This window comes from Neobacillus notoginsengisoli, assembly GCF_003515685.1.
Lineage (GTDB): Bacteria > Bacillota > Bacilli > Bacillales > Cytobacillaceae > Bacillus_D > Bacillus_D notoginsengisoli.
This window is the reverse complement of the sequence record NZ_QWEG01000003.1, coordinates 381,305-404,337: the sequence shown is the minus strand read 5'-3', so window position 1 is coordinate 404,337 and position 23,033 is coordinate 381,305. Positions and strand designations below refer to the sequence as shown.

Here is a 23,033-nt window from a genome sequence, read left to right as displayed (position 1 = left end):
ACCTCACGTACGGTTTGATGAGGGGGAACAGGAAAAGGACTTGCCCACTTGTCTGGCTTAGTAAGGTGGAACACCCTGAAACCCGAGGACAAGAAGGGCAAAGTCTAATTCCTGTTTTCTACTCTACAGCCTCTTAATTGTTTGTAAGCTTCCGGGGACATTTTTTCCGGGGTCCATGCCGGTTCCCAGACGAGCTCGACAAATGCATTTCGGATTTCGGGCATTGCTTCAATCTGGTGCTTGACTCCGCTTGTGATGCTGTCGTGAAGGGGGCAGCCAGGGGTTGTTAAGGTCATTGTAATTTCCGCATCGGTTTCGTTTTTCATATTGATTCCGTATATAAGGCCGAGGTCGACTACATTGATGTTCAATTCAGGGTCTAATACTTTTTTCAGTTCTTCACGGATTTTTTCAACTAACGTCATAATCAACACTCCTTACTTTTTTAATACGAGTACTATGGTGATGCTGATTGCCAGTAATGCAAGGGAGGCTGCTGTTTGGCCTATATAGAATAAGGCAGCTGATTTTAGGAGGATGGATGCAAAGACGAGCAGGGCTCCTCCAGCGAGCAATATAAATAAAGGTGGGGCGGCTTTGTCATTGACCATGTCTTTAAGGGAAGGGACAGCTCTTTTGCCGATTTCCCCGCTATATTTATGCGTCCACCATAGGAACGGGACAATTTTGTAAAGATAGCCAAGGATGCTCATGGCAATCCAAAGCATAATATACAAATATAAGAGCGGGCCAATGGCTGCTGAGAAATGACCTGAAAGGAAAACAGCCAGTGCCGCCAAATGGATGATGGCGCCAAACCCGATCCCGATTAATGCGAACAAAAATGGTTTATCAAGCTTTTTCTTGATTCTTTTGTCGATGATATGCTTGATGTGCCAGGCAAAAAGCAGAAAGCCTGCTGCGAGAAGTGTGAGTCCAAATCCCAATCCAAATTTATTTCCGGTCCAAAAAGAAAGCAGCATAGCCACAAGCCCGCCGGCATAAACCGCAAAAACTACTTTTGCCAGTTTCATTCCGAAACCATGCGCAAGGGAAAACATCGGCACCATCTTATATGAAAAGCCAAATATCAATAAAGTGAACCAGCCGGCAGTTCCAAGCAGCAGATGGCTTTTGAAAATAGGGCTGTATAGTTGGCTTCCTTCACCAGTTTTTATACTCCATGCCATCGCGATGCCAAGAAAGATCGTCGCAAAAAGGCAGACAAGGGAGGAGCCGACAAAAAGGGTCAGTATATTGGGTTTGGCCTGTTTTTTTAATGTCATTCCCATTTGAACAAGAAACATCACAATTCCTAGTAAGGCAAGCACCCCGGGAAGGAATGCTTTTCCAGGATTGTAGTATAGCATCGCCGAAAAAAGACCAATTCCCAACGCTGTCACGGCAAATTGGCAAAAACCGAATTTTTCGCTCCAGATTGATGTCAGGAATGCGACCGGTACGAGTTGATACATTGCCCCCATCGCGGTCATCAATGCCCAACCAAGCAGAAGTAGGTGGACGGAAGACCAAATAGGCGGGATACGGAAAATCCCCTCTGATACCAACGCGCCGTTCATGATTAAGATCAGCTGTGAAAGAATGAGTGCGGCAAGGCTGGTAAGGATAAATGCAAAAGGCAATTTTATATTCGTTTCATTTCCTGATTGCTGTGGCAGCATACAAAGTCATCCTCTACCGGAAGATTTCAATTTTAAAACTTCCATCTTTTTGTTCTTCCGTTTTTTGTTTATACCCCAATTCCTCCAATTGTTCGTAGAGGAACATCGGACGTCTGTCATTAAAGATTGTTAATGTTTCATTTTCTTTAAGCGTTTCGAGAGTCGCGAGCGTTCTCATCATCGGCTGCGGGGGCTCGAGTCCGCGGTTATCGAGAATCATTTTTGTTCCCCCTTTTTTATGAAAGTAACTTTCCAATGCTTTTTCTCAATTTCGACTGCGTCATGATCGAATCCTTTTGCTTTCATGACAGCGAATAATGGGATAGGTTTAAAGGGAGCATGAAGAATAAAAATATCGTTCTCCTTTAATCCAAGCACAGCATCCATGATTTTTTGAAAAGGTTCCAATTTATTTTTCAAGTCCTCGCGAACATCCAATTCAACAATCTTCTTTTCCATTCCTTCATCTCCAAATCGTTCGTGTTTTTTGAACGTAGTTGTTGATTTGCGCTCCAGGCACTTCGCTTTCCGCGGGGCGTCAGTGGAGCCTCCTCGGCGGCTTAACGCCTGCGGGGTCTCCACTAGCCGTTGCATCCCGCAGGAGTCTACGTGCCTTCCGCTCCAATCAACTATGCAATATTCTTTAGTTCAGCCTATATATCTAAAATTAAAAAAGTTCCTCCTGCAGTGCTTCACGGTCGATTAAATAAAAGCCGTTTTCGTTTTGGGAAATATACTGTTTTCTTCTCAAATAATTGACTGTCCTCGAAACAGTTTCCCTGGAAGTGCCAATCATATTGGCTAGCTCCTTGTTCGTAAATTGGGTCGTAATTTTATAAACTCCTTCTTCGTGCCTTCCATTCGATTTTGTCAGCCTTAGGAGGAGTAGGATAATCTGTTCATATGTATTGTGGAGAATCTGAGCTTCCAGCCGAGCCTGAAGATCAACAATTTTCTCTCCAAGTACCTTGAACAGTTTAATGCTGAGATCGGGAAAAGCAATGAGCAGCTTTTCAAACTCTTGAATAGGGACAACAATAAGTTCGGCGTTTTCAACAATCTCGGCATGGGCCGGAAAATTTCCTTTTCTGAAAAAGCCGGCATGCGGAAACATTTCACCAGGCTCAAGCACAGAAATAATTTGTTCCTTCCCTGAAGGATCGGTCTTGTAAATCTTGACTTTGCCAGAATGAATGAAAAACACACGATCCAGCGGGTCATCCTGCATAAATACATATGTTTTGTTTTTGTAAAAACGTGTCTGGGCTATTTTAACTACTTCTTCGAATTCACAGAAGTTCAGCTCTTTAAAAATCGGTACTTCAGACATACGTTTTATAATATCAGTCCTTCTCATGGGCGCCACCTTTTACCCTATATATTTATTGTTAACCCTAGTTTATCAGGGCTTTCGAAATGGAAATGTGATTTCAATCATAGTTGGAAGATTAAATATGAACGATGTGTGAAATATCACACTACTAGAAATAAAGTAAGAGACAATTCAACCTCGGAAAGGTAGCAAATATGGAAGGGTAAGTACTACCGGTAGCAGATATTAAGCTGATAACGAGGAAAATAAACGGTGATGGTTAATGAACGGCAAAATAGCATACGAATTAAAATCACTTACATAATGTGATTAGCCGCACACCGCTTAAGTTTTTTAGAAAATATAATAAAGAAGAATTAACTAACATATTAGGAGTGAAAATAATGCAAACTTTTGCAGCAGTTGTAAATGTTCCCGATTTTCCGCCGCGTGAAAAGCATCCGACAATTTTCAACACATTTGATGGTCTAAATAACGGTGAAACAATGCAAATAATCAACGACCATGATCCTAGACCGCTTCTCTATCAATTCATGATGGAGCGCCCGGAAGCTTTTGAATGGGAGTACCTAGAAGAAGGACCGGAAATTTGGAAAGTCGCAATCCTAAAGAAATAACATCAACCTAAGGCAACAGGGCTGCTCTGTTGCCTTTTTTCTATGTCCAAACCTTATTTTTAGAAAAGTATGATAAAATAAAATGAAATAAAGGGGGAACAGTGAATGAAGAAAACAGCACCTGATTTGGAAAAAGAATTCCTGGAGTATGTAAAAAAAATGACCGCTTACCATGAAGCACTTGGACTCATCTATTGGGATTTACGGACCGGCGCGCCAAAGGCAGGGGTTGCCCAGCGATCAGAAGTCATCGGAGTCCTGTCAGGTGAAGCCTTTAAAATGTCAACATCGACTGAAATGGAAAAATACATAAAAGAACTAACCGGAACAAATTTGAATCATGTTAATGAAAAGGTTCTTGAGGAATGCAAAAAGAATTTCGAGCGGAACAAAAAAATTCCTGAAGAAGAGTTCAGAGAATATGTCATCCTCCAGTCAAACGCAGAATCCGTTTGGGAGGAAGCAAAGAAAACGTCAGATTTTGGCATGTTCAGTCCGTACTTGGAGAAACTGGTGGCAATGAATAAAAAGTTCATCAATTATTGGGGCTATACCGGCAATCCTTACGACGTCCTTCTTGATCTGTATGAACCCGGGGTAACGGTAGAGATTCTTGATGATGTCTTTGCAAAATTGAGAAACAAGATTATCCCGCTTGTCAGCAAAATCTCAGAGTCAGGGAATAAACCGGAGACTGGCTTTTTGTTTCATTCCTTTCGGAAATCCGCTCAAAAAGAATTCAGCCTGGAAGTCCTTAAGCAGATTGGCTATGAGTTCAATGCAGGAAGGCTCGATGAAAGCGTCCATCCTTTCGCGACAGGGCTGAACCCTGGTGATGTAAGAATCACGACAAATTATGACGAAAACGACTTCCGGACAGCTGTTTTTGGCACAATTCACGAAGGCGGGCATGCATTGTATGAGCAAAATATATCAAAGGAACTCATTGGTACGCCGCTTTGTTCAGGAACCTCAATGGGGATCCATGAATCACAGTCTTTGTTTTATGAAAACCTTGTTGGCCGGAGCCTTGGGTTTTGGAAGAGTCACTATGAAAAATTAAAAGAATACACCGATGGCCAGTTTGACGACGTTGGAGTTGAAGACTTTTACAGGGCAATCAACGAATCAAAGCCTTCTTATATTCGAATTGAAGCCGATGAATTGACGTACCCGCTCCATATCATTATTCGGTATGAGATTGAAAAAGGCTTATTTAATGACGAAATTGAAGTGAAGGACCTTCCTGAAATCTGGAACAAAAAATATGAGGAATACCTCGGAATAAAGCCGCGCAATGACGGGGAAGGAGTGCTTCAGGACATCCATTGGGCCGGGGGTTCGTTCGGGTACTTCCCTTCTTATGCCCTCGGGTATATGTATGCAGCCCAATTTTTGAATAAGCTCAAGGAAGAAATGCCGGACTTTTCAACGCGGCTGGAAACGGGGGATTTCGTGCCTGTGAAGGAATGGTTTACCGAACGAGTGCATCAGTATGGCAAAATGAAAAAGCCTCTTGAAATCCTTGAAGCCGCGACTGGTGAAGGATTGAATCCCAATTATTTAATTGATTATTTGGTTGAAAAGTACTGCCGTATTTATCGGCTGAATAATGAAGGATAACAAATGAAAAAAGACTATCTTCTTTAACTGGAGGCGGCAAATAGTGAGGAAAATCGTTCCGCTTCTGTTGATTGCCATTAGTGCATCCCTTTGGGGCTGCATTGCTATCTTTGTCAGAGGCATGGCGGATATGGGGTTTAGCCCAATGGAAATTGTGGCTGTCCGGGTTGCTGTCGCGGCCATTATTCTAGGCTTGGTCGGCTTCGTAAAAAATAAAAGCGAAATGACGATCCGCCTTAAGGACCTATGGCTTTTTATTGGCACAGGCATTTTCAGCATTGTTTTTTTTAATTGGTGTTATTTTACGGCCTTGAATAAGATGGATGTTTCACTGGCAGTTATTCTCTTGTATACATCGCCCATGTTCGTTTCCTTCTTTTCTTTCATTTTCTTTAAAGATAAATTTACAAAAACAAAAATTGCGGCTGTTGCAGGGACATTCATTGGGTGCATTCTCGTCGCAGGCTTCAGGGGAGGTTCTGAAACAGTCGGACCGCTGGCACTCCTCATCGGTTTAGGCGCCGGACTTGGCTATGCATTGTACAGTATCTTCGGGAAAGCAGCCTTGAGAAAATACAAGCCGTACACAATCACGTTTTATACCTTCTTTGTAGCAGCTGTGTTCCTCGTTCCGCTGACGAGGCTTTGGGAACAGACAGATCTCCTGTTCAGCCAGGAAGGCCTTTTGTATGGGGCAGGGCTGGGAATTGTTCCGACGGTGGTGGCATACTTTTTGTATACGAAAGGACTGGAGCGCACCGACAGCAGTACCGCTGCCATTATCGCTACAGTTGAACCAATCGTTGCAACGATGCTCGGGGTATTCCTATATGGAGAAGGCATGGGGATATTACAAATGCTCGGCTCGGCCATTATCCTTGCATCTGTCTCAATGTCCAACATTGATTTCACCGCACTCCGTACCAACCGAAAAAGGCTTCAGTCCATGTGACTGAAGCCTTTTTTTTGTTAAGGAAATTATAAAATATGTCCTTGTGGAAAACTCAAAACAAGTTGTTGTAATCCAGCTTCAGCGCCTAGCCCCTCGAGGTCACAAGCCATTCCGGCCAAAAGGTTAAAGATCGAACCTTTCGTCCGGCTCGTCTTGTGCTTGTCGGGGCTGACCAAGGCGCTTGCGCATTTTGTTCTGCATAAATCTTAATTTACCAAGTCTGCCAGCCTTTAGAGCCAAGCGGAGCATTCTGAATAATATCAATCAATGGAATCGTATAAGCAAACAGGATTAAAGCAGCAGTAATGCCAAGCCAAATTTTCCAGTTTTCAAATACAGCAGGCGCCTTTTCCGCGCCTTCTTCCGCTTCACCAACAGGGAATTCTTCTTCCCCTTTAGGAGCAAAGAAAGCAAGATTGATAAAAATCACCAAGACTAGAATAATACCAATGAACAAAATGGAACCGCCAATTGCCTGGGCAACCTGATAAGGAATCCATTCAGCCGCCTGGGCTGAGCCGCCATATTCAGAGAATGCCGAACGCCTTGGAGCTCCAAGCAGCCCTGCGGCATGCATCGCACCGGACATGAACGTCATACCGATTGTCCATACCCATGCCTGGATGATAGCCAGCTTGTTCATTGATTTTGTCAGCTTCCTGCCTGTCAGGTGGGGGACTAGCCAGTAAGAGATACCAAAAAAGGTCAGGACAACAGTTGTCGCCAGCGTCAAATGGAAGTGGCCCGTAACCCAGATTGTGTTATGGACAACTTGGTTCATTTGGTGGGATGCGTTGATGATTCCGCCCGCACCGGCGGGTATAAAAGCAGCCATACCAATGAATGGAACCGTAAATCTGGCATCACCCCAAGGAAGCTTTTTTATCCAGCCGAATAACCCTGAAGCGCCTTTGGCACGGCCTGTTTTTTCAAACGTCGCAAACATCGTAAAGGCGGTCATCAACGAAGGAATGATGACCATAAATGTCAGGATGACCTGCAGGAACTTCCAGGCAGGATCAATTCCTGGTTCGGTCAGTTGGTGATGGAAGCCAACCGGAATGGAAAAGAGCAGGAACAAAAGAAATGATAGCCTTGCAAGTGAATCTGAAAAGATTTTCCCGCCAATGATTTTCGGAATAATCGCATACCAGCACATATAGGCTGGAAGAAGCCAGAAATAAACGAGCGGATGGCCGAAATACCAGAACAACGTCCGGCTGACAAGAACGTCAACCCTATCGACAATCCCCAGCGACCATGGAAGGAGCTGCAGCAGGACGGTAGCTGCGACACCAAGTGTGGCCACAATCCACATGACTGTATTCACAATGACCATGAAGGTTAAAAGCGGGCTGTTTTTGCCTGGATTGTTCCTTCGCCATTTTCCATAGGTCATGATCAATGCTGCACCGGAAACCCAGCTTCCGACAATGACAAGAGTCAGGCCAATATAAAAAATTGGGTGAGCCATTAATGGAGCATAAAAAGTAAATAGGACAGAAGCTTTTTTCAAAAGAATCATCGTAGCCGCCATTGCTGTACCGGCGGTCATAAGCCAGAATCCGATCCATCCAGTCTTTCTAGCCTTGTCAGTCATCGGGCCGGCCGTTCTGCTGACAGCAGCCGCCTGGAAGCCGAGAATAAAGAAGGTTGTTAACACTAATCCAAGTAGAACGCCATGGACAGTTAGAACCTGGTAATAATCAATTCCAAATGGAAGCTGAAATTCTCCTGAGCGGACTAGAACCTGCAATAGTCCCATCAGCCCGCCAAGCGCGAGCGCGATGAACGCGACATATAAATGAGCCATTGAAAGTTTTGCGTCACGTGGATCAACTTTTACATGAGTGGAAGAAGACGGCATTATTCGATCACCTCAATTGTTGAATACATTAAATGGTGCCCTGTCCCGCAATATTCGTTGCAGACGACAAGGAATTCCCCAGGCTTGTCAAAAGTGGTCGTGAATTCACTTACGTACCCGGGCTCAAGCATCATATTAATATTCGTTCCAGCAACTTCAAAGCCATGGATGACATCCTTTGTTGTTGCGATGACTTTTACTTTTGCGCCAAGCGGCACTTCAACTTTCATAGGATTATAGGAAAATGCGGATGCGACATACACAAGCTGATAGTCCCATTCCTTGCCTTCGACTTTTGTCAGTCCAGGCTTGTTGAATGGCTCCTGAGTATCGACTTTTTCCACATCAACCGTCGCCAGGCAGCTTGGCGGCTGGTTACCGAGATAAAATGCGCTGACGCCAACGACAGTCAGAAAAAACACTAAAGTCGCTATTCCAAAAACAAGCCAAATCTTCTCAAATTTATGGATATGCATACATGTTCTCCTTTCTTTCTTTTAGAAGCGGTCTAGGAATAAGAAATAAACACCTGCCCACGAAAGAATTAAAAATGCGCCAAGCAGTAAAACAGAAATGAGTGTCCCCTTAAGAACCGGCTCATCATCCTTGACTTTTTGTTTTACATTAGACTGCGTTTTAGCCAGCTCTGTTTTTGCCATCCCCTGCACTCCCTTCAAAATAGTGAGAAATATCAATAAGTACTATTTCATCATACAAAACTATGAGAAAAGAAAAAGTTGGTTTTTTAATGTTCACAAAGTGTACATATCTAATAATTCACTATGATAATAGTGATAACTTATTAAATCAGTGATTTAAATCACTTGATCCGCGCATAGAATGTGTCAAGAATGTGAACATCGTTTTACAGGGTTGTGAACTCCGGCTTAATCGAGTGACAAAAGTAACTGAGATAATAAAACTGCAGGCTTTTGAACCATTTTTTTGCACCAAATGGAGGTTGGCAGATAAACTATATTAAACACAATCCGGACTAAAAAAAGGAGAAGAAAGGAAATGGAAAAATATTATTGCGAAAAATGCCGGCTGTTGTATAATTCGGTTACAAAATGCCGCGTATGCGGTATGACCGCGTCCAATAAAATCAAGATTGATGTACAGAACCATACACGGTATTAACTTTGGAAAAGTTTTTCAATGAATTGACCTAAACATTTTTGTATAATATAGGTGCACAGCAACAACCCTTCAAAACGTGGCTTCTCCCATCCCGGGGGAAGCTTTTTTTCGTGCATTGTCATCGTTAGTTGTATAGTTTCGCGCTCATTGGGGAATAGGTCAGTAACCGAGCCTGTATAAATCCGGTGTATTAGGTAAAAATACCCTCAATAGAGTCGAAGGAGAATGTACGATGCCAGCAGTTATTTCAATCGCCGAAGCGCTCCCTCCTTATAAGGTAGAGCAGGAAAGGGCTGTCGAATTTGCCAGGGAGCTATTCTCGGAATCCTTTAAGGATATAGAAAGGCTCCTGACCATTTTTCAAAACGGTCAAATCAAGAGCCGGCGTTTTGTTAAAGATATAGAATGGTTCAAGGAGGAAAGGTCCTTTAAGGAACGGAATGATGCTTTTATCGAAGCGGCCGTCGAGCTTGGTACGGAAGCGATTGCCAAGTGCTTGGCTAATTCCGGTTACCTTAAGAGAGAGGTGGGACCCGAAGAAATTGACGCAATTTTTTTCATTTCAACCACTGGACTGGCAACGCCAAGCATTGAAGCGAGGATTATGAATAAGCTTTCTTTTTCCCCTCATACAAAAAGAATCCCGATATGGGGACTTGGCTGTGCAGGCGGAGCCGCGGGACTCTCGAGAGCTTACGAATACTGTCTCGCCTTTCCCGATTCACTCGTCCTTGTACTCAGTGTGGAGCTTTGCAGCCTAACCTTCCAAAAAAACGACCGCTCAAAAAGTAATTTAGTCGGGACATCGCTTTTCGCGGATGGAGCCAGCTGCGCCCTCATTTCAGGCGACAAGAAGGAGAAACTTCAGAAGGGAAGAGTTCCGTCAATCCTTTCAACGCAGTCAACGCTGATGCCGGACTCGATGGATGTAATGGGATGGGACATAAAAAACGAGGGGCTTTATGTAATCTTTTCAAGGGATATTCCTTCTATCATTGAAGAATGGCTTCAGCCGAATGTGATGGAGTTTCTAGAAAAGCAGGGACTTGCGATGGAAGATCTCCGCTACTTTATCGCCCATCCAGGGGGAAAAAAGGTACTAGATGCTTATGCAAACTCTCTTGGTATTAACCATTCACTTATGAATATTTCTTCAGAAGTGCTTCAGGAATTTGGGAATATGTCTTCTTCCACTATTCTTTACGTATTGAACAGGCATATGGAATTGAACCCTGAAGAAGGGGCTTACGGACTCGCAGCCGCACTTGGGCCGGGCTTCAGCTCAGAACTTCTTTTAATGAGGTGGGAGGAATGACGTTGTTCGCGGTTTTCCTCTGTTTTGTCATTTTACAAAGGCTTATAGAGCTCTTTATTGCAAGAAGAAATGAGCAGCGGATGAAAGCGGAGGGGGCCATTGAATTTGGCCAAGAGCATTATCCATGGATGGTCTCGATGCATGTTGGATTCTTTCTATGCCTTATCGGTGAAGTTGCTTTTTGGCAAAAAAGCCTGTCCCCATTTTGGCTAATCCTCCTGCCAGTTTTTCTGCTGGCACAGGCAGGCCGGATTTGGGCCCTCACTTCGCTGGGCAAATATTGGAACACGAAGATTATTGTGCTACCCGGTGCGAATGTTGTAAGGAAAGGGCCGTACCGTCTGGTCAGGCACCCAAATTATGTGATTGTCACCCTTGAAATGTTCGTCATTCCGCTTTTATTCAATGCATATATGACCGCGGCCGTTTTTGCTCTATTAAACGCGATCATGTTGTCAATCCGGATTCCCGCCGAAGAAGCTGCTTTGAAAAAACTGACTGAGTATGAACATACTTTTGGCAAAAGTGGCAAACTTTCGCCGAAAATGTTAAAGAAATTTGACAATTAAATCCGAGATATTGAAAACCGTTCTCAGTCGTGATACACTTTCTTTAACGATGAAAATCATTCTCAACTCAGGAAGGTGTTACATATGGCACTGTTATTTGTAGGCGGAACGGTTTTAGTTTATGGAGCGGTCATGAAACATGTTTTAGGCCAAGTAGCGAGGCCTACTAGGTAAATAAAATAATCAACTACTGCTAAACCAGGGCTTCCCTGGTTTTTTCTTTTGCCTAGAAAATTTTTCGTTCATTGAAATCGCATACATTTCAATAGGAATTGAGTGAATTTTCGTTTAAAATATAGGGAGATTATTTATGATAAGGGGACTCTCATTCATGATTCAGGCAAAGGGGCAGCATGACGCAACAAAAATAGTAAAAGGGGTTTTATCAGGGCTGCATCACTTTTTTGAAACGAAAAATGAAGTGGCTTACACACATAAAGTAAAACAGCTTGGCCAAAAGTACGGCTCAGGTGAGCAGGTCATAGCCTTCTGCGGCCATTTCTCTGCCGGGAAATCGTCGTTAATCAATCAGTTGGCCGGAGAAGAAATTCTTCCATCGAGCCCTATTCCGACAAGCGCCAATCTTGTCAGGGTTAAATCCGGTGACGAATATGCCAAGGTTTATTTCAAAAAAGATACCCCTTGGCTGTATTTGCCTCCCTATGATTACAATACTGTAAAGAGCCACTGTCTTGATGGGGACGAAATAACCGAAATAGAAATTAGCAGGCAAAGCACAATTCTTCCCGAGGAGACTGTCATTCTAGATACGCCGGGAATTGATTCAGTGGATGACGCACATAGAATTGCAACGGAGTCCGCCATCCATCTCGCTGATCTTGTTTTTTATGTCATGGATTATAACCATGTCCAATCCGGCGTTAATTTTCTGTTTACAAAAGATTTGCAGGACGCTGGAAAAAAAGTCTATTTAGTCGTAAACCAGATAGACAAACATCAGGAAACCGAGCTGAGCTTCACGAGCTTCAAGGAAAGTGTTTTATCCTCCTTCCGGTCGTGGGGAGTGGAACCTGCGGGGGTTTTTTATACGTCCCTTAAAAATCCGGAGCACCCTGAAAACCAGTACAGGGAACTTGAGACGTTCATCCGCTCGAAGGCCGCAGAAAAGAGCGGTCTGGAAACCTCAATGATCGCTGCCGCAGCACAGCTTGCAGAAGATTTTTTGCAAAAAGAAAAAGAGTCCCAATCGGACGAAAGAGACATATTATTGAACCTGATTTCCGATCGGGCACATTCAGGGGAAGAGTCAGTTTCAGAAAAAATTGCGCGGCTTGAACAAGCTTTGAACGAAAATGCCAAGCGAATGGATACAGCACGGTCAGAACTGGATAAGGAAGTTTCACGAATTCTTCAGAACGCTTATTTGATGCCTTTTGAAACGAGGGAGCTTGCAAAAGACTACCTGGAATCGGTACAGCCTGGATTCAAGGTGGGCTTTATTTTTTCGGCAGGAAAAACGAACGCGGAAAAGAAGTCAAGGAAGGAAGCATTCCTGAACGATGTCAGTGAGAAAACGAAGCAGCAGGCGGAATGGCATTTGCGGGAGCTTTTCTTGCATACGTTAAAGGAAAAAGGAATCAGGAACAGTGAGCTTCTTGATTTAGCGGGCAGCTATAGAATTCCTATCAACGAATCACTTATTGAGAAGCCTGTGAAAAAGGGCGCTCTCCTTTCGGGTGATTATGTCCTTACTTATACAGATGAATTGATGGCCGAAATCAAGAAAACGGCCAGAAATCAACTGAGTGGATTCAAACGGACGTATTTGGATTACCTTGGGGAAATAGCAGAAGAAGAGCGAGTAAAAGTTCAACAGGAGCTTGACCGGTTAGCACAATGGCAGGATGCGGAGCGGAGGCTTTCCGCCCTCAACAAAGCTATCTCAAATACGAAACAGCGATTGGATGAAATTTTGCAGGGGGAAGGGGCTTTGGATGGAAGTTCTCCAGAGTGGCTTTTTCATCAGGGAGAGGAAAATCTGAAAATCATCAGGGACGGTCTTACTCCAGAAAATAAACCTGTAGAAGTTGAAGATGTTCACAAGAAGTTGCCTGCCAAAAGTACCAGTCCGGAGAAAATGGGGACGATAAAAGCTGATCTTCCGGACCGTCTCAGGCAGGCCGCCGAAATTGTTTCTGGACTGCCGGGTTTTAATCACCTTGCCGCGGAACTTCGCGAGCGGGCGGGCAAGCTTGAAAACAGGAAGTATACTGCCGCACTCTTTGGCGCTTTCAGTGCGGGGAAATCTTCCTTCGCCAATGCGCTCATGGGCAAAAAGGTCCTTCCCGTATCCCCGAACCCGACAACGGCCGCGATTTGCGGGATCAAGCCCGTGGATGATACGCATCCACATGGGACTGTCGTTGTGAAAATGAAAGATCAAACAAGCCTGCTAGCAGATGTCAATCAGGCACTAAAGGGCTTTGCTCGGGAAGTTAGCAGCTTTGATGAAGCGCTGGATACAATTCGTGACCTTGAACATCACTCTTTCCAAGGCGATACAGTCGAAAAGGCAAACTTATCTTTTTTACATGCTTTCAAGAGGGGCTTTGAAAATGAGCGGACGAATATTGGGAAGCTGATAGAAGCTGAATATGAACAGTTCAGTGAGTTTGTCTCGAAAGAAGAGAAATCTTGTTTTGCGGAGTGGATTGATTTATATTACGATTGCCCATTCACAAGAAAAGGGATTACGCTTGTCGATACACCCGGGGCGGACTCGATTAATGCGAGGCATACTGAGGTTGCATTCAATTATATTAAAAACGCTGACGCCATCCTGTTTGTAACCTACTACAACCACGCATTCTCCAGGGCGGACCGGGAGTTTCTCATCCAATTAGGCCGTGTGAAAGAGGTCTTTGAGCTTGATAAAATGTTTTTTATGATCAATGCCATTGACCTTGCCAAAGATGAAAGTGAGAAAGACTTAGTTGTCTCTTACGTGAAAGGACAGCTTGAGCAGTATGGCATACGGAATCCGGCATTGCATACTGTATCAAGCTTACTTGGATTAAAGGAAAAAGAAGGCGCCGATGCCGGTACAGATACAGGAATTCCCTTGTTCGAAGATACGTTTTATCGGTTCATTTCGGAAGGGCTCGCAAAAATGGCCTTTGCTTCTGCAGAAGAGGAACTGATTCGTGTTTCTAAACGAATTGACAGTCTTCTCCAATCGGCAAGCGAGGATCGATCCAAGGCTGCTGAAAACATCAGCCGCCTTAAGGACCAACAGGGAAGGATGAAGGATTTTCTTCAGTCACAGTCGTCCGCCCAACTTAAAAAGCGGGTGGTCCAGGAAGCCGAAGAACTTGTCCATTATTGCAAACAGAGGGTATTCCTGAGATTTAACGACTTTTTCAGGGAGTCGTTTAATCCCGCGGTCTTAAATGGCAGAGGCGGGACCGTGAAAAAGGCTCTTCACTCGGCGCTGGAGGACTTATTGGACAGCCTTGGCCATGATTTGGCACAGGAAATGAGGGCGACAGCTTTAAGGATTGAAAGGTTTGTCTCCATTTCAATGAACGAACAAAAGGATGGGCTTGAAAAGGATTTAGCCACCATGTGTGAAGGTCTTTCTTTCTCTGAAACAAAACTTCCTGAACCCGAAGGCCTTGGGTTTTCGGCTGCCTTTGCCAATACGGACAGGTCCATCTTCTCGAAACAGCTTTCCTTGTTCAAAAACCCAAAGGACTTTTTTGAGAAAAATGGAAAGAGAGCAATGCAGGAGCAGCTTCAAGCTGTTCTCAGTACAGAGGCGGATAGTTATCTTAACGAGCAATCGGAAAGGTTGGCAGCGTACGGAAGCCGACTTGCTGAAGAGGCGTTTACTACGATAATTGAAGATGCATTGGAACAGGCAGAGGACTTCATTTCCAGCTTGCAAGAACTTTTCGGCGGCGGACTGGATGTACAGCAGCTGCAAGATTCATTGAATGAGATGACTCTACTCCTAAAATAAACCACTATCTCACCTGTTTTTATGTTATAATAGACTAAGATAATGATAGGTAAAGGCGCATAACAGCGCCTTTTTTTATGGAGGAAAAGTGCACATGCAAACGAAAAATAATGAATCTCTTCTGTTGATCGATGGAATGGCCTTATTGTTCAGGGCCTTTTTCGCAACGGCGGTGAGTGGCCAATATATGTTGAATTCAAAAGGAATGCCAACGAACGGCGTCCATGGATTCCTTAGGCATATGCTGACTGCTGTTTCCGAATTTTCCCCTACCCATGTTGCCGTCTGCTGGGATATGGGAAGCAAGACCTTCCGCACCGAACTGTTCGACGGCTACAAGGCGAACAGGGGGGAAGCGCCTGTTGAACTGATCCCACAGTTTGATTTGGCAAAAGAAGTGACCGCCGCTTTCGATATTCCGAACATTGGCCTGGCAGGGTATGAAGCCGATGATTGCATAGGGACGCTCGCCAGACAGGCGAGCGGCTCTATCCATGTTTCGATTCTGACGGGTGACCGTGATATCCTGCAGCTTCTTGATGAACGAGTATCTGTTATTTTGCTGAAGAAAGGGTACGGCAATTACCAGGTTCACACACCGGAAACATTTTATGAGGAATGTGGGCTGATTCCCCGTCAAATGATTGATTTAAAAGCGCTTATGGGCGACCCGAGCGATAATTATCCCGGCGTGAAAGGAATTGGCGAAAAAACTGCCATGAAGCTCTTGCTTGAGCACGGCCATATTGAAGGAATCCTGGCGAATCTCGATAGCCTTTCAAAGTCCCATAAAACAAAAATCGAGCAGGATCTTGATATGCTCCACCTTTCAAGACGGCTTGCGGAAATTCACTGCGAAGTCCCAGTCGGATGCGAACTACCATCAGCCTTGTTTTCTCCTAATCGGCAAAAGGTCGAGGCGATGCTGAACGATACCGGCCTGCGCGGTATTTCACGACTGATCCCTTACCAGTCAGAGCCTGTTTTTGAATAATAGAAGCCCGTTTCCAATAGGAAGCGGGCATTTTTATTCACTTCGCGTTGTTATCTTTTCGTGTTGCTTTTCTTCGCCCTGTTCTCGAGCTCGCTCTTTGGGTCCGGTGTGCGTGTCGCATCCTGACCGAACCCCTGCGGATTCACACCTGAGGCTTTTGTCCCGCGATTCCCATCATTTTTACTCACTTTGGCCACCTCCTGTTTTCTTAGTATCTCCATAGGGAATAATAAAATAACGACAGAAAATATAAGGCGTAGAGGTGATTGGAGTTGAACAAAGGTGTCATTGTTTCATTATTGAGTATTGGGCTTGCACAGGGTCTGAAAATACCAATCCATTATGCGAAGAAGAAGGAATGGAGGCCGGAGTTGTTTTTTCAAACTGGCGGCATGCCAAGCTCCCATTCCGCAGGTGTATCGTCATTGACAACATTCATCGCGTTAAAAAGAGGGGTGCCAACAGTTGATTTTGCCCTTTCGCTAGTTTATGGACTAATTGTTATGTATGACGCCCAAGGGATCAGGAGGCAGACAGGAGAACTTACGTTGAAGGTCAACTCCATTAATGAGTTAGTTGAAAAAATCCACCATGAAGATTCTACAGTGGAATTTGAGGAAAAAGCACCAACAAAATTGAAAGAGATGCTTGGCCATAAGCCTGAAGAAGTGCTTGGAGGAGCCGTTCTGGGACTATTGATCGGGTATGCCGGACACCTTTTGACAAAAAACGATAGTAAAATGTCTGATTTTACATTACACTATAAATAAAGGTGTAACTTGTAAAATCAGGAAGGTTGGTCATACAGGTGCAGACGGTAGATTCTTATCTGCAGCATTTGCAGGCAAAAGGCTTTCTATTGCAGGAGGACGCCATCGGGTTCATTTATTTTGGCAAGCATTATACGAATGCTTCCGATGAGGTGGCAATCGCCGCAATCGAGCTTACCTTAAAAGCCCAAATGGGTTTTGAGGGCAGTTTTTACGTGTCGTTATTGGAGACACTTGTTTCTAATAACGTCGAGACTAAGAAAGCCGCTTTCAAGTTTGTTAAGGAGAATGAACTCCTATCACTATAATAATGCCAAAATTCAAGCCGGGCGTGTTTATGCACCCGGCTTTTCGGCATTCAAATCGTTTCCGGCAACAGGAGTGTGCAGAATACTGCGATTCTTCCGCGGCAGTTCCGAGAAAATCATCCCTGCAAAGATCAGCAGGCAGCCAGCCAGCGCCGAGGCGGTCAGCACTTCATTTGCCCACATAAAGCCTGCCGCTGCTGCAAATACCGGCTCCATTGCAAAAATGAGCGCAACCCTTGTGGCGGACGTATACTTCTGGAAGGCCGTTTGCGCAAGGAACGCAAGGGCAGTTGCCAGAATGGCTGTGACAGCCAATGCAAAGAGTACTTCACCTGAAAAAATGACAGAGGGAGTAAAGGCTTTTTGCCAATCATCAAATACAAATGCAAAGAGCGATGAAAGGACTCCAACCGTCGCAATTTGTATGATTGTCAACAGCAGGGAAGGGAATTGGCTGCTGTATTTTCCGGTGAAAATAATATGAAAAGCAAATCCGATCGCACAGATAAAAATAAGGCCATCCCCTTTATTTAAAGGTGACACGCCCGTCATAGTAAGGAGAAACAGCCCGATTGTCGCGACTAGGACGCCAATGACGGCATTTCTTCCTGGCCTTTGTTTCAAAAGCATAAAAGAAAAAAGCGGGACGAGGACAACGCTTAAGCCGGTAATGAATCCTGCTTTTGACGAAGTTGTATACAACAAGCCAGCTGTTTGGGCCGCATAGCCGACAAAAAGGAACAAGCCGATGAATGCCCCTGAAAACAATATGCGCGCATTCAGTTTCTGAAGCTGCCTGCGTTCAAAAATTAATAGCCATATGCCGAGGAAAAACGCGGCAGTCAGAAATCTGATCCCGTTAAATGAAAAAGGCTCGAGAAAGCTGATGGCATTTTGAACCATGACAAAGGTGATTCCCCATACGAATGAGACGGAAAGTAATATAATATCTGCAATCATTCTTTTACTCATCGACAGTTTCCTCCGGAGTATTCATTCTGATTGCCAATCGCGAGCATTCATCCGCCACTTTATTTTCATGGCTAGGAATCCACTTTATGAAAAACAAATCCAGTTGAGATGAAAGCTCAAGCGCCCTCTCAAGCAGGGGGACGTACGATTTGTTTTTTGCGAATTCTTTTTCTATTGCTTTATTTACAAGCTCTGAGTCGGTCCTGAAGGAGACCGTTTTATACCCCTTTTCAATACAGATTTCAAGAGCCTTAATGAGTGCGTGGTATTCCGCTTCATGGTTTGACATGCAGCCTAGCGGAATGGAATACTTCTCGCCGGAACCATGGCCTTTAATAAAAATGCCTGCTCCGCTCGGTCCTGGATTTCCCGCACTTGCCCCATCAATGTAAACTTCGATCATCTTCAAACCTCCACCAATGTAATAAGCTGATTTTACCATAAATCCACATTGCCAACAGACTAAAAAAGAATGGAAATAGTGTTTATATAACAGTCAAATGTGTATCATGAAAAGAATGGGGCTTTTTTTGACTAACTTTGTGTCTAGCTATATAAACTGAACTTGAGACTTTTATATAGTTGATTGGAGCGGAAGGCACGAAGACTCCTGCGGGATGAAGCGGCAAGGTGGAGACCCCACAGGCGCCATAGCGCCGAGGAGGCTCCACTGACGCCCCGCGGAAAGCGAAGTGCCTCGTGACAGGCAAAAACCGCCTGTCCCTGCGATGATAATTCTCAGAAGCTTTCCTTTGTGAAGCGCAAATCAACGACAACGTTCAAAAATTCAATTCGTTTTATATAGAGGAAAAAATAAGTAGAACCTATATAGATTAATCTTCATGCATTCGTGAAAAAATTTTAACAATGTTACCTGATACTGGAGGGCAGTGTTGATGAAATATAAACTTGAATGGATTTTTAAGGTGAAGGGCAATGAAAATGTCCGCTTTTCTTCAGGTTGGCTTGAAGGGGACCACGCTCTTTTGACTGCACAGGAGCTTGAAAAAACAGGCAAGGCAACCGATTTTTCCTTTGAGGATGAAATCGGGACAGAATGGACGTTGAAAGAAATGAAGCGCCTGCTAGAAGAAACGGAAGAGGAACCGAGTGACGTCGTCTTGTATTTTGATGGGGCATTCAAAAAAGATTCAAAAGAGGCCGGCCTCGGAGTTGTCTTGTTTTTTAAGCAAGGAAAGAAAAAATACAGAGTCAGGGCGAATGAACGGATTGCCGAAATGGATACAAACAATGAAGCGGAATATGCGGCACTTTATTTTGCCGCGACGTTGCTTGAAGAGTATGGGATTGCCAATATGCCTTGTGAAATCAGGGGCGACTCCCAGGGGGTGCTAAAGCAGTTGGAGGGTGAATGGCCCTGTTATGAAGAAGTGTTGAATAAGTGGCTTGACAGGATTGAAAAGAAATTGGAAAGCAACGGAATTAAAGCTATCTGCAAGGCCGTCCCGAGGAACGAAAACAAGGAAGCGGATAAGCTTGCAAGCCAGGCGCTAGATGGGAAAAAAATTATGGCGAAAACTCAATTACTTTAGGAAAGGGGCAGTGGGATGGAAAAAGAGACAATCGACAGAAAACAGCTATTACATAAAATAAACTGCCTTTTTTCCGAGTATTGTGAAGGCTGTTTTTTGCAAAAAGTCAACTCAGATGAAGGGGGGAAACGAAAATCCCATAAATTCTGCATCAGTAAATGCACGGTTGGAGGAGAGATAAGAGAACTCGGAAGCAAGTTGACCGGAAAAAAGAAAGGGAAAAAATAAAAAGGCTGGCGCAATGCCAGCCTGAAAAATCACGTGTAGGTTTAATGATTAAAGTTTTACAACGTTTGCAGCCTGTGGTCCGCGGTTTCCTTCAACGATTTCGAAAGAAACTTCCTGGCCTTCTTCAAGGGACTTGAAGCCGTCGCCCTGGATCGCAGAAAAATGGACGAATACGTCTTCTCCGCCTTCAACTTCGATAAAACCATAACCTTTTTCGTTGTTGAACCATTTAACTTTGCCGTTTTGCATTATACCATTTCCTCCTAAAACCTTGCAGGCACGGTTTGTGCCCCAGTTGAATATTATCATGAAAGAGCCTAAAGCAGGTGTTCCCTGAATAGTCTGCACCATGATGGTTTAACTATACACGAAAAAAGGAGGGCGGTCAAGGAATGAAAGCGTTTTTACTGGAAAATTTAGCAAAGACGAGGTTGGGAAAATAGTCTTTTTAAACCATTCATAAATGCCGGCCGGCGGCAATATTCTTATATTAAAAACAAAAAAAAGGGTGAGGGTATGTACCGGCTGGCGAAAGGAAAGCAGGAATTACTTTTGCGTTTTTCGAGTGGAACAAAACAAGGGTTGGAGGAACAGGCGGAAATCTGCAGGCTATTGATGGGCAAAGATATAAATTTTGAAAAAATAGCAGCTATGGATAGTCTGATTCTTCTCCATAACAAGCTTGGTGCAATCGTTGTACAAGTAGACCGGCATCCCTCGCTCGTCCTCAACGTTACAGCCGTCATACCAAACGAACGTTGGCTAACCATAAAATCCCTTTAGGTACTCCACCTCATTTATGTGGTGTTTTTTTTTACCTGTAAATCAATTCTTCAACTGTCTTAAATTGAGCGAATTCCATTCCTGAGGTAAAATAAGGACGTGTCCACAAAAGGAATGGTGGTTAAATATATGAAAAAAGTCATTATTGCTGAAAAGCCATCTGTTGCGAAAAACATCGCGGATGCCTTGAAAATCAGAGGTAAACAGGATGGATATTATGAAGGGGAAGAGTATATTATCACATGGGCATTCGGCCATTTGCTCCAACTCTATGACGCTAAGGATTATGACCCGAAAATGTCGAAGTGGAAAATGGACAACTTTCCATTCATCCCTGATCAATTTAAATACAAAGTAAAGAGTGATCCGAAAAACCGGGAAAAAGATGATTTGGGTGCCAAAAAACAGCTCAAGACCATTTACAGCCTGATAAATAGGAAAGACGTCGACGGGATTGTGTCAGCCTGCGACTATGACCGTGAAGGGCAGCTGATTGGCGACAGTATTATTTATAACAGCAAAACGAACAAGCTGGTTTATAGGCTTCTTCTCAATGAATGGACGCCCACAGAAGTGTTAAAAGGGCTCGGTGCGCTGAAATCGAACTCCGAATTGAGGCCGCTGCTTGATGCGGGTATGAGCCGGCAATGGGCCGATTGGACGATTGGCATCAATCTGACCTCCGCCGCAACCTTAAAGTACCAAAAAGGTTCAGGAAAAGCGCTCAATATCGGCCGGGTGCTGCTGCCAACTTTGAAAATCATTTATGACAGAGACAAAGAAATTGAAAACTTTGTTCCTGAAAATTATTTTAAGCTGACAGCATTGTTTAGAACTGAAAGCAATGAGGGATATGAAGGCGCATACCAGGCGAATGAACAGGAAAACTTCAAAGAAAAGAATGATCTTGAAGAGGTCCAGGCGGCGATTCAAGGCCATAATGGGCTGGTTACAGATAAAAAGACCGAGAAAAAACGGGAACAGCCCCCATTTTTATTCAATCTTTCCAATCTTCAAGGCTATATCACAAGTAAATACAAAGGCTGGACTTCCGATAAAGTTTTGAAAACGGCTCAGTCTTTATATGAAAAAAAATTTATAACGTATCCAAGAACTGCAAGCTCAGTACTAGAAGAATCGCTTGCCGGAAAGGCTGCGAAAGTCCTTGAACTTCTGTCTGAGAATCTGCCATATAAAAACGAAATCAAATTCTCAATATCAAAGCGAGTATTTGATTCCTCGAAAGTCGAAAGCCACAGTGCCATTATCCCGACTTACCTCATCCCTAAAACGCTGACACCCGATGAATCAACCGTCTATCATGCGATAAAGAACCGCTTTATCATGCAGTTTATGCCAGCGGCCGAATATGAAGAAACAAGAATTACCACTTCTATTCCAAGTTCGGGTCTTAAGGGCGCATTCGTTTCAAAAGGAAAAGTCCAGCTAGTCGAGGGATGGAAAAAGGTTGAAAGGATTGAATCCAAGGATACTCTTTTGCCAAATGTCCAGCTAAACGAACAAGTTGAACTTTGCAAAACGGACCTCACGTCACATGTAACAAAACCTCCTAAGCATCATACCGAAAAGACGCTCCTACGCGTCATGGAGACGTGCGGAAAAGGTCAGGAAAAAGAGGACAGCGAGGAAATGATGGCGGCGATTCTTTCAGGCTACAGTATCGGCACGCCGGCAACCAGAGCGGAAACAATTAAAAAACTAAAGGATATCGGCTATATCGAAGCACAAAACAAAAACCTGAATTGTACAAGCCTTGGCCGGAATTTAGTTGAAACCTTTCCAATAACGGAGCTTTTTGATCTCGAATTCACCGGCAGGCTTGAAAAGACTCTGAACGATATTGAAAAGAGAAAAGTTCAAAAGGAAGAGTTTTTGCCAATGATTTTTGGTTTCACGTCTTCCTCAGTCGAAAGGATAAAGGCTGCAAAATCAGAAATCCTTCAAGAGGTATCCAGGACAAGAAAGACAGCTGAAGTACTCGGAAAATGTCCGGCGTGCGGAGGAAGCATAATTGAAGGCCAAAAAGGGTTTGGCTGCAGCAATTGGAAAAGCGGCTGTAAATTTGTTATCTGGAAAAACGACAAATTCCTGGCTGCACTGAAAAAGAAACCGACGCCAACGATGGTAAAAAGCCTTTTGAAAAACGGGTCTGCCAATGTCAGGGGGCTGACGAGCAAAAAAGGCACCAAATTCAACGCAATCCTTCGGTATGAAAAAAATCCTGAGAAAGACTATTACTCCTGGAAAATGGATTTTGACAATCAACCGCGAAGAAATTCAGCAAAAAAGTAACATTTTGGGTGAGAGCCATTTCGATGGTTTTC

The 23,033-nt window shown here is 44.0% G+C and carries 26 protein-coding genes; 14 read left to right on the top strand and 12 right to left on the bottom strand.

The genetic code is table 11. The features are described 5' to 3' along the window. Positions 1-104: 104 nt before the first annotated feature. The 5 genes from D1B31_RS06695 to D1B31_RS06675 all read right to left on the bottom strand — a co-directional run bounded on the left by D1B31_RS06695 (position 105) and on the right by D1B31_RS06675 (position 3,039). Positions 105-425 carry a metal-sulfur cluster assembly factor gene (locus D1B31_RS06695; protein WP_118919960.1) on the bottom strand — a complete coding sequence of 107 codons (321 nt, stop codon included), beginning with the start codon at positions 423-425 and terminating at the stop codon, positions 105-107. Between the two features lie 12 nt (positions 426-437). Continuing rightward, the gene (locus D1B31_RS06690; RefSeq protein ID WP_118919959.1) at positions 438-1,682 is read right to left on the bottom strand and encodes a hypothetical protein; all 1,245 of its coding nucleotides are present in this window, start codon (positions 1,680-1,682) and stop codon (positions 438-440) included. 13 nt (positions 1,683-1,695) lie between these two features. Further along, a complete protein-coding gene (locus D1B31_RS06685) occupies positions 1,696-1,902 on the bottom strand; it encodes a DUF2249 domain-containing protein (protein ID WP_118919958.1) in 207 nt (68 codons plus the stop codon). Next, on the bottom strand, positions 1,899-2,141 hold the full coding sequence (locus D1B31_RS06680; protein WP_118919999.1) for a DUF2249 domain-containing protein: 243 nt from the start codon (positions 2,139-2,141) through the stop codon (positions 1,899-1,901). The genes D1B31_RS06685 and D1B31_RS06680 overlap by 4 nt, the downstream gene beginning before the upstream one ends. Positions 2,142-2,349: 208 nt before the next feature. After that, positions 2,350-3,039 (bottom strand): Crp/Fnr family transcriptional regulator, encoded by a 690-nt coding sequence (locus D1B31_RS06675; protein ID WP_118919957.1) that lies wholly within the window; start codon positions 3,037-3,039, stop codon positions 2,350-2,352. Positions 3,040-3,398: 359 nt separating this feature from the next. On the opposite strand from D1B31_RS06675, the gene D1B31_RS06670 reads away from it, so the two are divergent. The 3 genes from D1B31_RS06670 to D1B31_RS06660 all read left to right on the top strand — a co-directional run bounded on the left by D1B31_RS06670 (position 3,399) and on the right by D1B31_RS06660 (position 6,207). Further along, positions 3,399-3,632: a DUF2249 domain-containing protein gene (locus D1B31_RS06670; protein ID WP_118919956.1), complete on the top strand. Its 234-nt coding sequence runs from the start codon at positions 3,399-3,401 to the stop codon at positions 3,630-3,632. Positions 3,633-3,737: 105 nt separating this feature from the next. Next, positions 3,738-5,255 (top strand): carboxypeptidase M32, encoded by a 1,518-nt coding sequence (locus D1B31_RS06665; RefSeq protein WP_118919955.1) that lies wholly within the window; start codon positions 3,738-3,740, stop codon positions 5,253-5,255. A gap of 43 nt (positions 5,256-5,298) precedes the next feature. Next, entirely contained in the window at positions 5,299-6,207 is a 909-nt protein-coding gene (locus D1B31_RS06660) for a DMT family transporter (RefSeq protein WP_118919954.1), read from the top strand. A 211-nt stretch (positions 6,208-6,418) separates the two neighbouring features. On the opposite strand, the gene D1B31_RS06655 is transcribed toward D1B31_RS06660, so the two are convergent. The 3 genes from D1B31_RS06655 to D1B31_RS06645 are packed head-to-tail and all read right to left on the bottom strand — an operon-like array spanning position 6,419 to position 8,733. Continuing rightward, positions 6,419-8,074, bottom strand: a complete 1,656-nt coding sequence (locus D1B31_RS06655) for a b(o/a)3-type cytochrome-c oxidase subunit 1 (RefSeq protein WP_118919953.1) — start codon at positions 8,072-8,074, stop codon at positions 6,419-6,421. After that, the gene (locus D1B31_RS06650) at positions 8,074-8,550 is read right to left on the bottom strand and encodes a cytochrome c oxidase subunit II (RefSeq protein WP_118919952.1); all 477 of its coding nucleotides are present in this window, start codon (positions 8,548-8,550) and stop codon (positions 8,074-8,076) included. The genes D1B31_RS06655 and D1B31_RS06650 overlap by 1 nt, the downstream gene beginning before the upstream one ends. A gap of 21 nt (positions 8,551-8,571) precedes the next feature. Then, entirely contained in the window at positions 8,572-8,733 is a 162-nt protein-coding gene (locus tag D1B31_RS06645; protein WP_118919951.1) for a cytochrome c oxidase subunit 2A, read from the bottom strand. A gap of 358 nt (positions 8,734-9,091) precedes the next feature. Here D1B31_RS06645 and D1B31_RS25015 point away from each other — a divergent pair, with 358 nt between their 5' ends. The 5 genes from D1B31_RS25015 to D1B31_RS06625 all read left to right on the top strand — a co-directional run bounded on the left by D1B31_RS25015 (position 9,092) and on the right by D1B31_RS06625 (position 16,074). Then, positions 9,092-9,214, top strand: coding sequence for a hypothetical protein (locus D1B31_RS25015; RefSeq protein WP_275670701.1), 123 nt, complete (start codon positions 9,092-9,094; stop codon positions 9,212-9,214). Between the two features lie 232 nt (positions 9,215-9,446). Further along, entirely contained in the window at positions 9,447-10,529 is a 1,083-nt protein-coding gene (locus D1B31_RS06640) for a type III polyketide synthase (RefSeq protein ID WP_118919950.1), read from the top strand. Beyond that, the gene (locus tag D1B31_RS06635; protein ID WP_118919949.1) at positions 10,526-11,098 is read left to right on the top strand and encodes an isoprenylcysteine carboxyl methyltransferase family protein; all 573 of its coding nucleotides are present in this window, start codon (positions 10,526-10,528) and stop codon (positions 11,096-11,098) included. Before D1B31_RS06640 ends, D1B31_RS06635 begins: the two co-directional genes overlap by 4 nt. Before the next feature lie 331 nt (positions 11,099-11,429). Continuing rightward, complete coding sequence (locus tag D1B31_RS06630) at positions 11,430-15,080, top strand: dynamin family protein (protein ID WP_158587481.1); 3,651 nt, start codon at positions 11,430-11,432, stop codon at positions 15,078-15,080. Between the two features lie 94 nt (positions 15,081-15,174). Next, positions 15,175-16,074 (top strand): 5'-3' exonuclease, encoded by a 900-nt coding sequence (locus D1B31_RS06625; RefSeq protein WP_118919947.1) that lies wholly within the window; start codon positions 15,175-15,177, stop codon positions 16,072-16,074. A gap of 50 nt (positions 16,075-16,124) precedes the next feature. Here the strand turns inward: D1B31_RS06625 and sspL are convergent, their stop codons facing one another. Next, positions 16,125-16,262, bottom strand: a complete 138-nt coding sequence (gene sspL / locus D1B31_RS06620) for a small, acid-soluble spore protein L (protein WP_118919946.1) — start codon at positions 16,260-16,262, stop codon at positions 16,125-16,127. Positions 16,263-16,346: 84 nt separating this feature from the next. On the opposite strand from sspL, the gene D1B31_RS06615 reads away from it, so the two are divergent. Further along, complete coding sequence (locus D1B31_RS06615) at positions 16,347-16,844, top strand: divergent PAP2 family protein (RefSeq protein WP_118919945.1); 498 nt, start codon at positions 16,347-16,349, stop codon at positions 16,842-16,844. 38 nt (positions 16,845-16,882) lie between these two features. Further along, a complete protein-coding gene (locus D1B31_RS06610) occupies positions 16,883-17,152 on the top strand; it encodes a DUF6123 family protein (protein ID WP_118919944.1) in 270 nt (89 codons plus the stop codon). Positions 17,153-17,179: 27 nt separating this feature from the next. Here D1B31_RS06610 and D1B31_RS06605 read toward each other — a convergent pair whose 3' ends face one another. Together D1B31_RS06605 and D1B31_RS06600 are read right to left on the bottom strand one after the other, a co-directional pair. Next, complete coding sequence (locus tag D1B31_RS06605; protein WP_118919943.1) at positions 17,180-18,124, bottom strand: DMT family transporter; 945 nt, start codon at positions 18,122-18,124, stop codon at positions 17,180-17,182. Beyond that, entirely contained in the window at positions 18,117-18,527 is a 411-nt protein-coding gene (locus D1B31_RS06600; RefSeq protein WP_118919942.1) for a reverse transcriptase-like protein, read from the bottom strand. Before D1B31_RS06600 ends, D1B31_RS06605 begins: the two co-directional genes overlap by 8 nt. Positions 18,528-19,020: 493 nt before the next feature. Between D1B31_RS06600 and D1B31_RS06595 the strand changes: the two genes are divergently transcribed. Both D1B31_RS06595 and D1B31_RS06590 read left to right on the top strand, forming a co-directional pair. Beyond that, positions 19,021-19,677 (top strand): reverse transcriptase-like protein, encoded by a 657-nt coding sequence (locus tag D1B31_RS06595; protein ID WP_118919941.1) that lies wholly within the window; start codon positions 19,021-19,023, stop codon positions 19,675-19,677. Positions 19,678-19,692: 15 nt separating this feature from the next. Continuing rightward, entirely contained in the window at positions 19,693-19,905 is a 213-nt protein-coding gene (locus D1B31_RS06590; RefSeq protein WP_118919940.1) for a zinc-finger domain-containing protein, read from the top strand. 48 nt (positions 19,906-19,953) lie between these two features. Here the strand turns inward: D1B31_RS06590 and cspD are convergent, their stop codons facing one another. Beyond that, positions 19,954-20,154: a cold-shock protein CspD gene (gene cspD / locus D1B31_RS06585; RefSeq protein WP_043933662.1), complete on the bottom strand. Its 201-nt coding sequence runs from the start codon at positions 20,152-20,154 to the stop codon at positions 19,954-19,956. 267 nt (positions 20,155-20,421) lie between these two features. Between cspD and D1B31_RS06580 the strand changes: the two genes are divergently transcribed. Both D1B31_RS06580 and D1B31_RS06575 read left to right on the top strand, forming a co-directional pair. Beyond that, positions 20,422-20,688, top strand: coding sequence for a hypothetical protein (locus D1B31_RS06580; protein ID WP_118919939.1), 267 nt, complete (start codon positions 20,422-20,424; stop codon positions 20,686-20,688). Positions 20,689-20,817: 129 nt separating this feature from the next. Next, a complete protein-coding gene (locus tag D1B31_RS06575; RefSeq protein WP_118919938.1) occupies positions 20,818-23,001 on the top strand; it encodes a type IA DNA topoisomerase in 2,184 nt (727 codons plus the stop codon). Positions 23,002-23,033 lie beyond the last annotated feature (32 nt).

Excerpts from the sequence above, each read along its gene's own strand:
- D1B31_RS06590 (WP_118919940.1), top strand. The coding sequence starts at position 19,693 with ATGGAAAAAGAGACAATCGACAGAAAACAGCTATTACATAAAATAAAC.
- D1B31_RS06575 (WP_118919938.1), top strand. The coding sequence starts at position 20,818 with ATGAAAAAAGTCATTATTGCTGAAAAGCCATCTGTTGCGAAAAACATC.
- D1B31_RS06690 (WP_118919959.1), bottom strand. The coding sequence starts at position 1,682 with ATGCTGCCACAGCAATCAGGAAATGAAACGAATATAAAATTGCCTTTT.
- D1B31_RS06595 (WP_118919941.1), top strand. The coding sequence starts at position 19,021 with ATGAAATATAAACTTGAATGGATTTTTAAGGTGAAGGGCAATGAAAAT.
- D1B31_RS06640 (WP_118919950.1), top strand. The coding sequence starts at position 9,447 with ATGCCAGCAGTTATTTCAATCGCCGAAGCGCTCCCTCCTTATAAGGTA.
- D1B31_RS06580 (WP_118919939.1), top strand. The coding sequence starts at position 20,422 with ATGTACCGGCTGGCGAAAGGAAAGCAGGAATTACTTTTGCGTTTTTCG.
- D1B31_RS06605 (WP_118919943.1), bottom strand. The coding sequence starts at position 18,124 with ATGAGTAAAAGAATGATTGCAGATATTATATTACTTTCCGTCTCATTC.
- D1B31_RS06675 (WP_118919957.1), bottom strand. The coding sequence starts at position 3,039 with ATGAGAAGGACTGATATTATAAAACGTATGTCTGAAGTACCGATTTTT.
- D1B31_RS06695 (WP_118919960.1), bottom strand. The coding sequence starts at position 425 with ATGACGTTAGTTGAAAAAATCCGTGAAGAACTGAAAAAAGTATTAGAC.
- D1B31_RS06680 (WP_118919999.1), bottom strand. The coding sequence starts at position 2,141 with ATGGAAAAGAAGATTGTTGAATTGGATGTTCGCGAGGACTTGAAAAAT.
- D1B31_RS06685 (WP_118919958.1), bottom strand. The coding sequence starts at position 1,902 with ATGATTCTCGATAACCGCGGACTCGAGCCCCCGCAGCCGATGATGAGA.
- cspD (WP_043933662.1), bottom strand. The coding sequence starts at position 20,154 with ATGCAAAACGGCAAAGTTAAATGGTTCAACAACGAAAAAGGTTATGGT.
- D1B31_RS06670 (WP_118919956.1), top strand. The coding sequence starts at position 3,399 with ATGCAAACTTTTGCAGCAGTTGTAAATGTTCCCGATTTTCCGCCGCGT.
- D1B31_RS06655 (WP_118919953.1), bottom strand. The coding sequence starts at position 8,074 with ATGCCGTCTTCTTCCACTCATGTAAAAGTTGATCCACGTGACGCAAAA.
- D1B31_RS06665 (WP_118919955.1), top strand. The coding sequence starts at position 3,738 with ATGAAGAAAACAGCACCTGATTTGGAAAAAGAATTCCTGGAGTATGTA.
- D1B31_RS06650 (WP_118919952.1), bottom strand. The coding sequence starts at position 8,550 with ATGCATATCCATAAATTTGAGAAGATTTGGCTTGTTTTTGGAATAGCG.
- D1B31_RS06625 (WP_118919947.1), top strand. The coding sequence starts at position 15,175 with ATGCAAACGAAAAATAATGAATCTCTTCTGTTGATCGATGGAATGGCC.
- D1B31_RS06630 (WP_158587481.1), top strand. The coding sequence starts at position 11,430 with ATGATTCAGGCAAAGGGGCAGCATGACGCAACAAAAATAGTAAAAGGG.
- D1B31_RS06645 (WP_118919951.1), bottom strand. The coding sequence starts at position 8,733 with ATGGCAAAAACAGAGCTGGCTAAAACGCAGTCTAATGTAAAACAAAAA.
- D1B31_RS06635 (WP_118919949.1), top strand. The coding sequence starts at position 10,526 with ATGACGTTGTTCGCGGTTTTCCTCTGTTTTGTCATTTTACAAAGGCTT.
- D1B31_RS06600 (WP_118919942.1), bottom strand. The coding sequence starts at position 18,527 with ATGATCGAAGTTTACATTGATGGGGCAAGTGCGGGAAATCCAGGACCG.
- D1B31_RS25015 (WP_275670701.1), top strand. The coding sequence starts at position 9,092 with ATGGAAAAATATTATTGCGAAAAATGCCGGCTGTTGTATAATTCGGTT.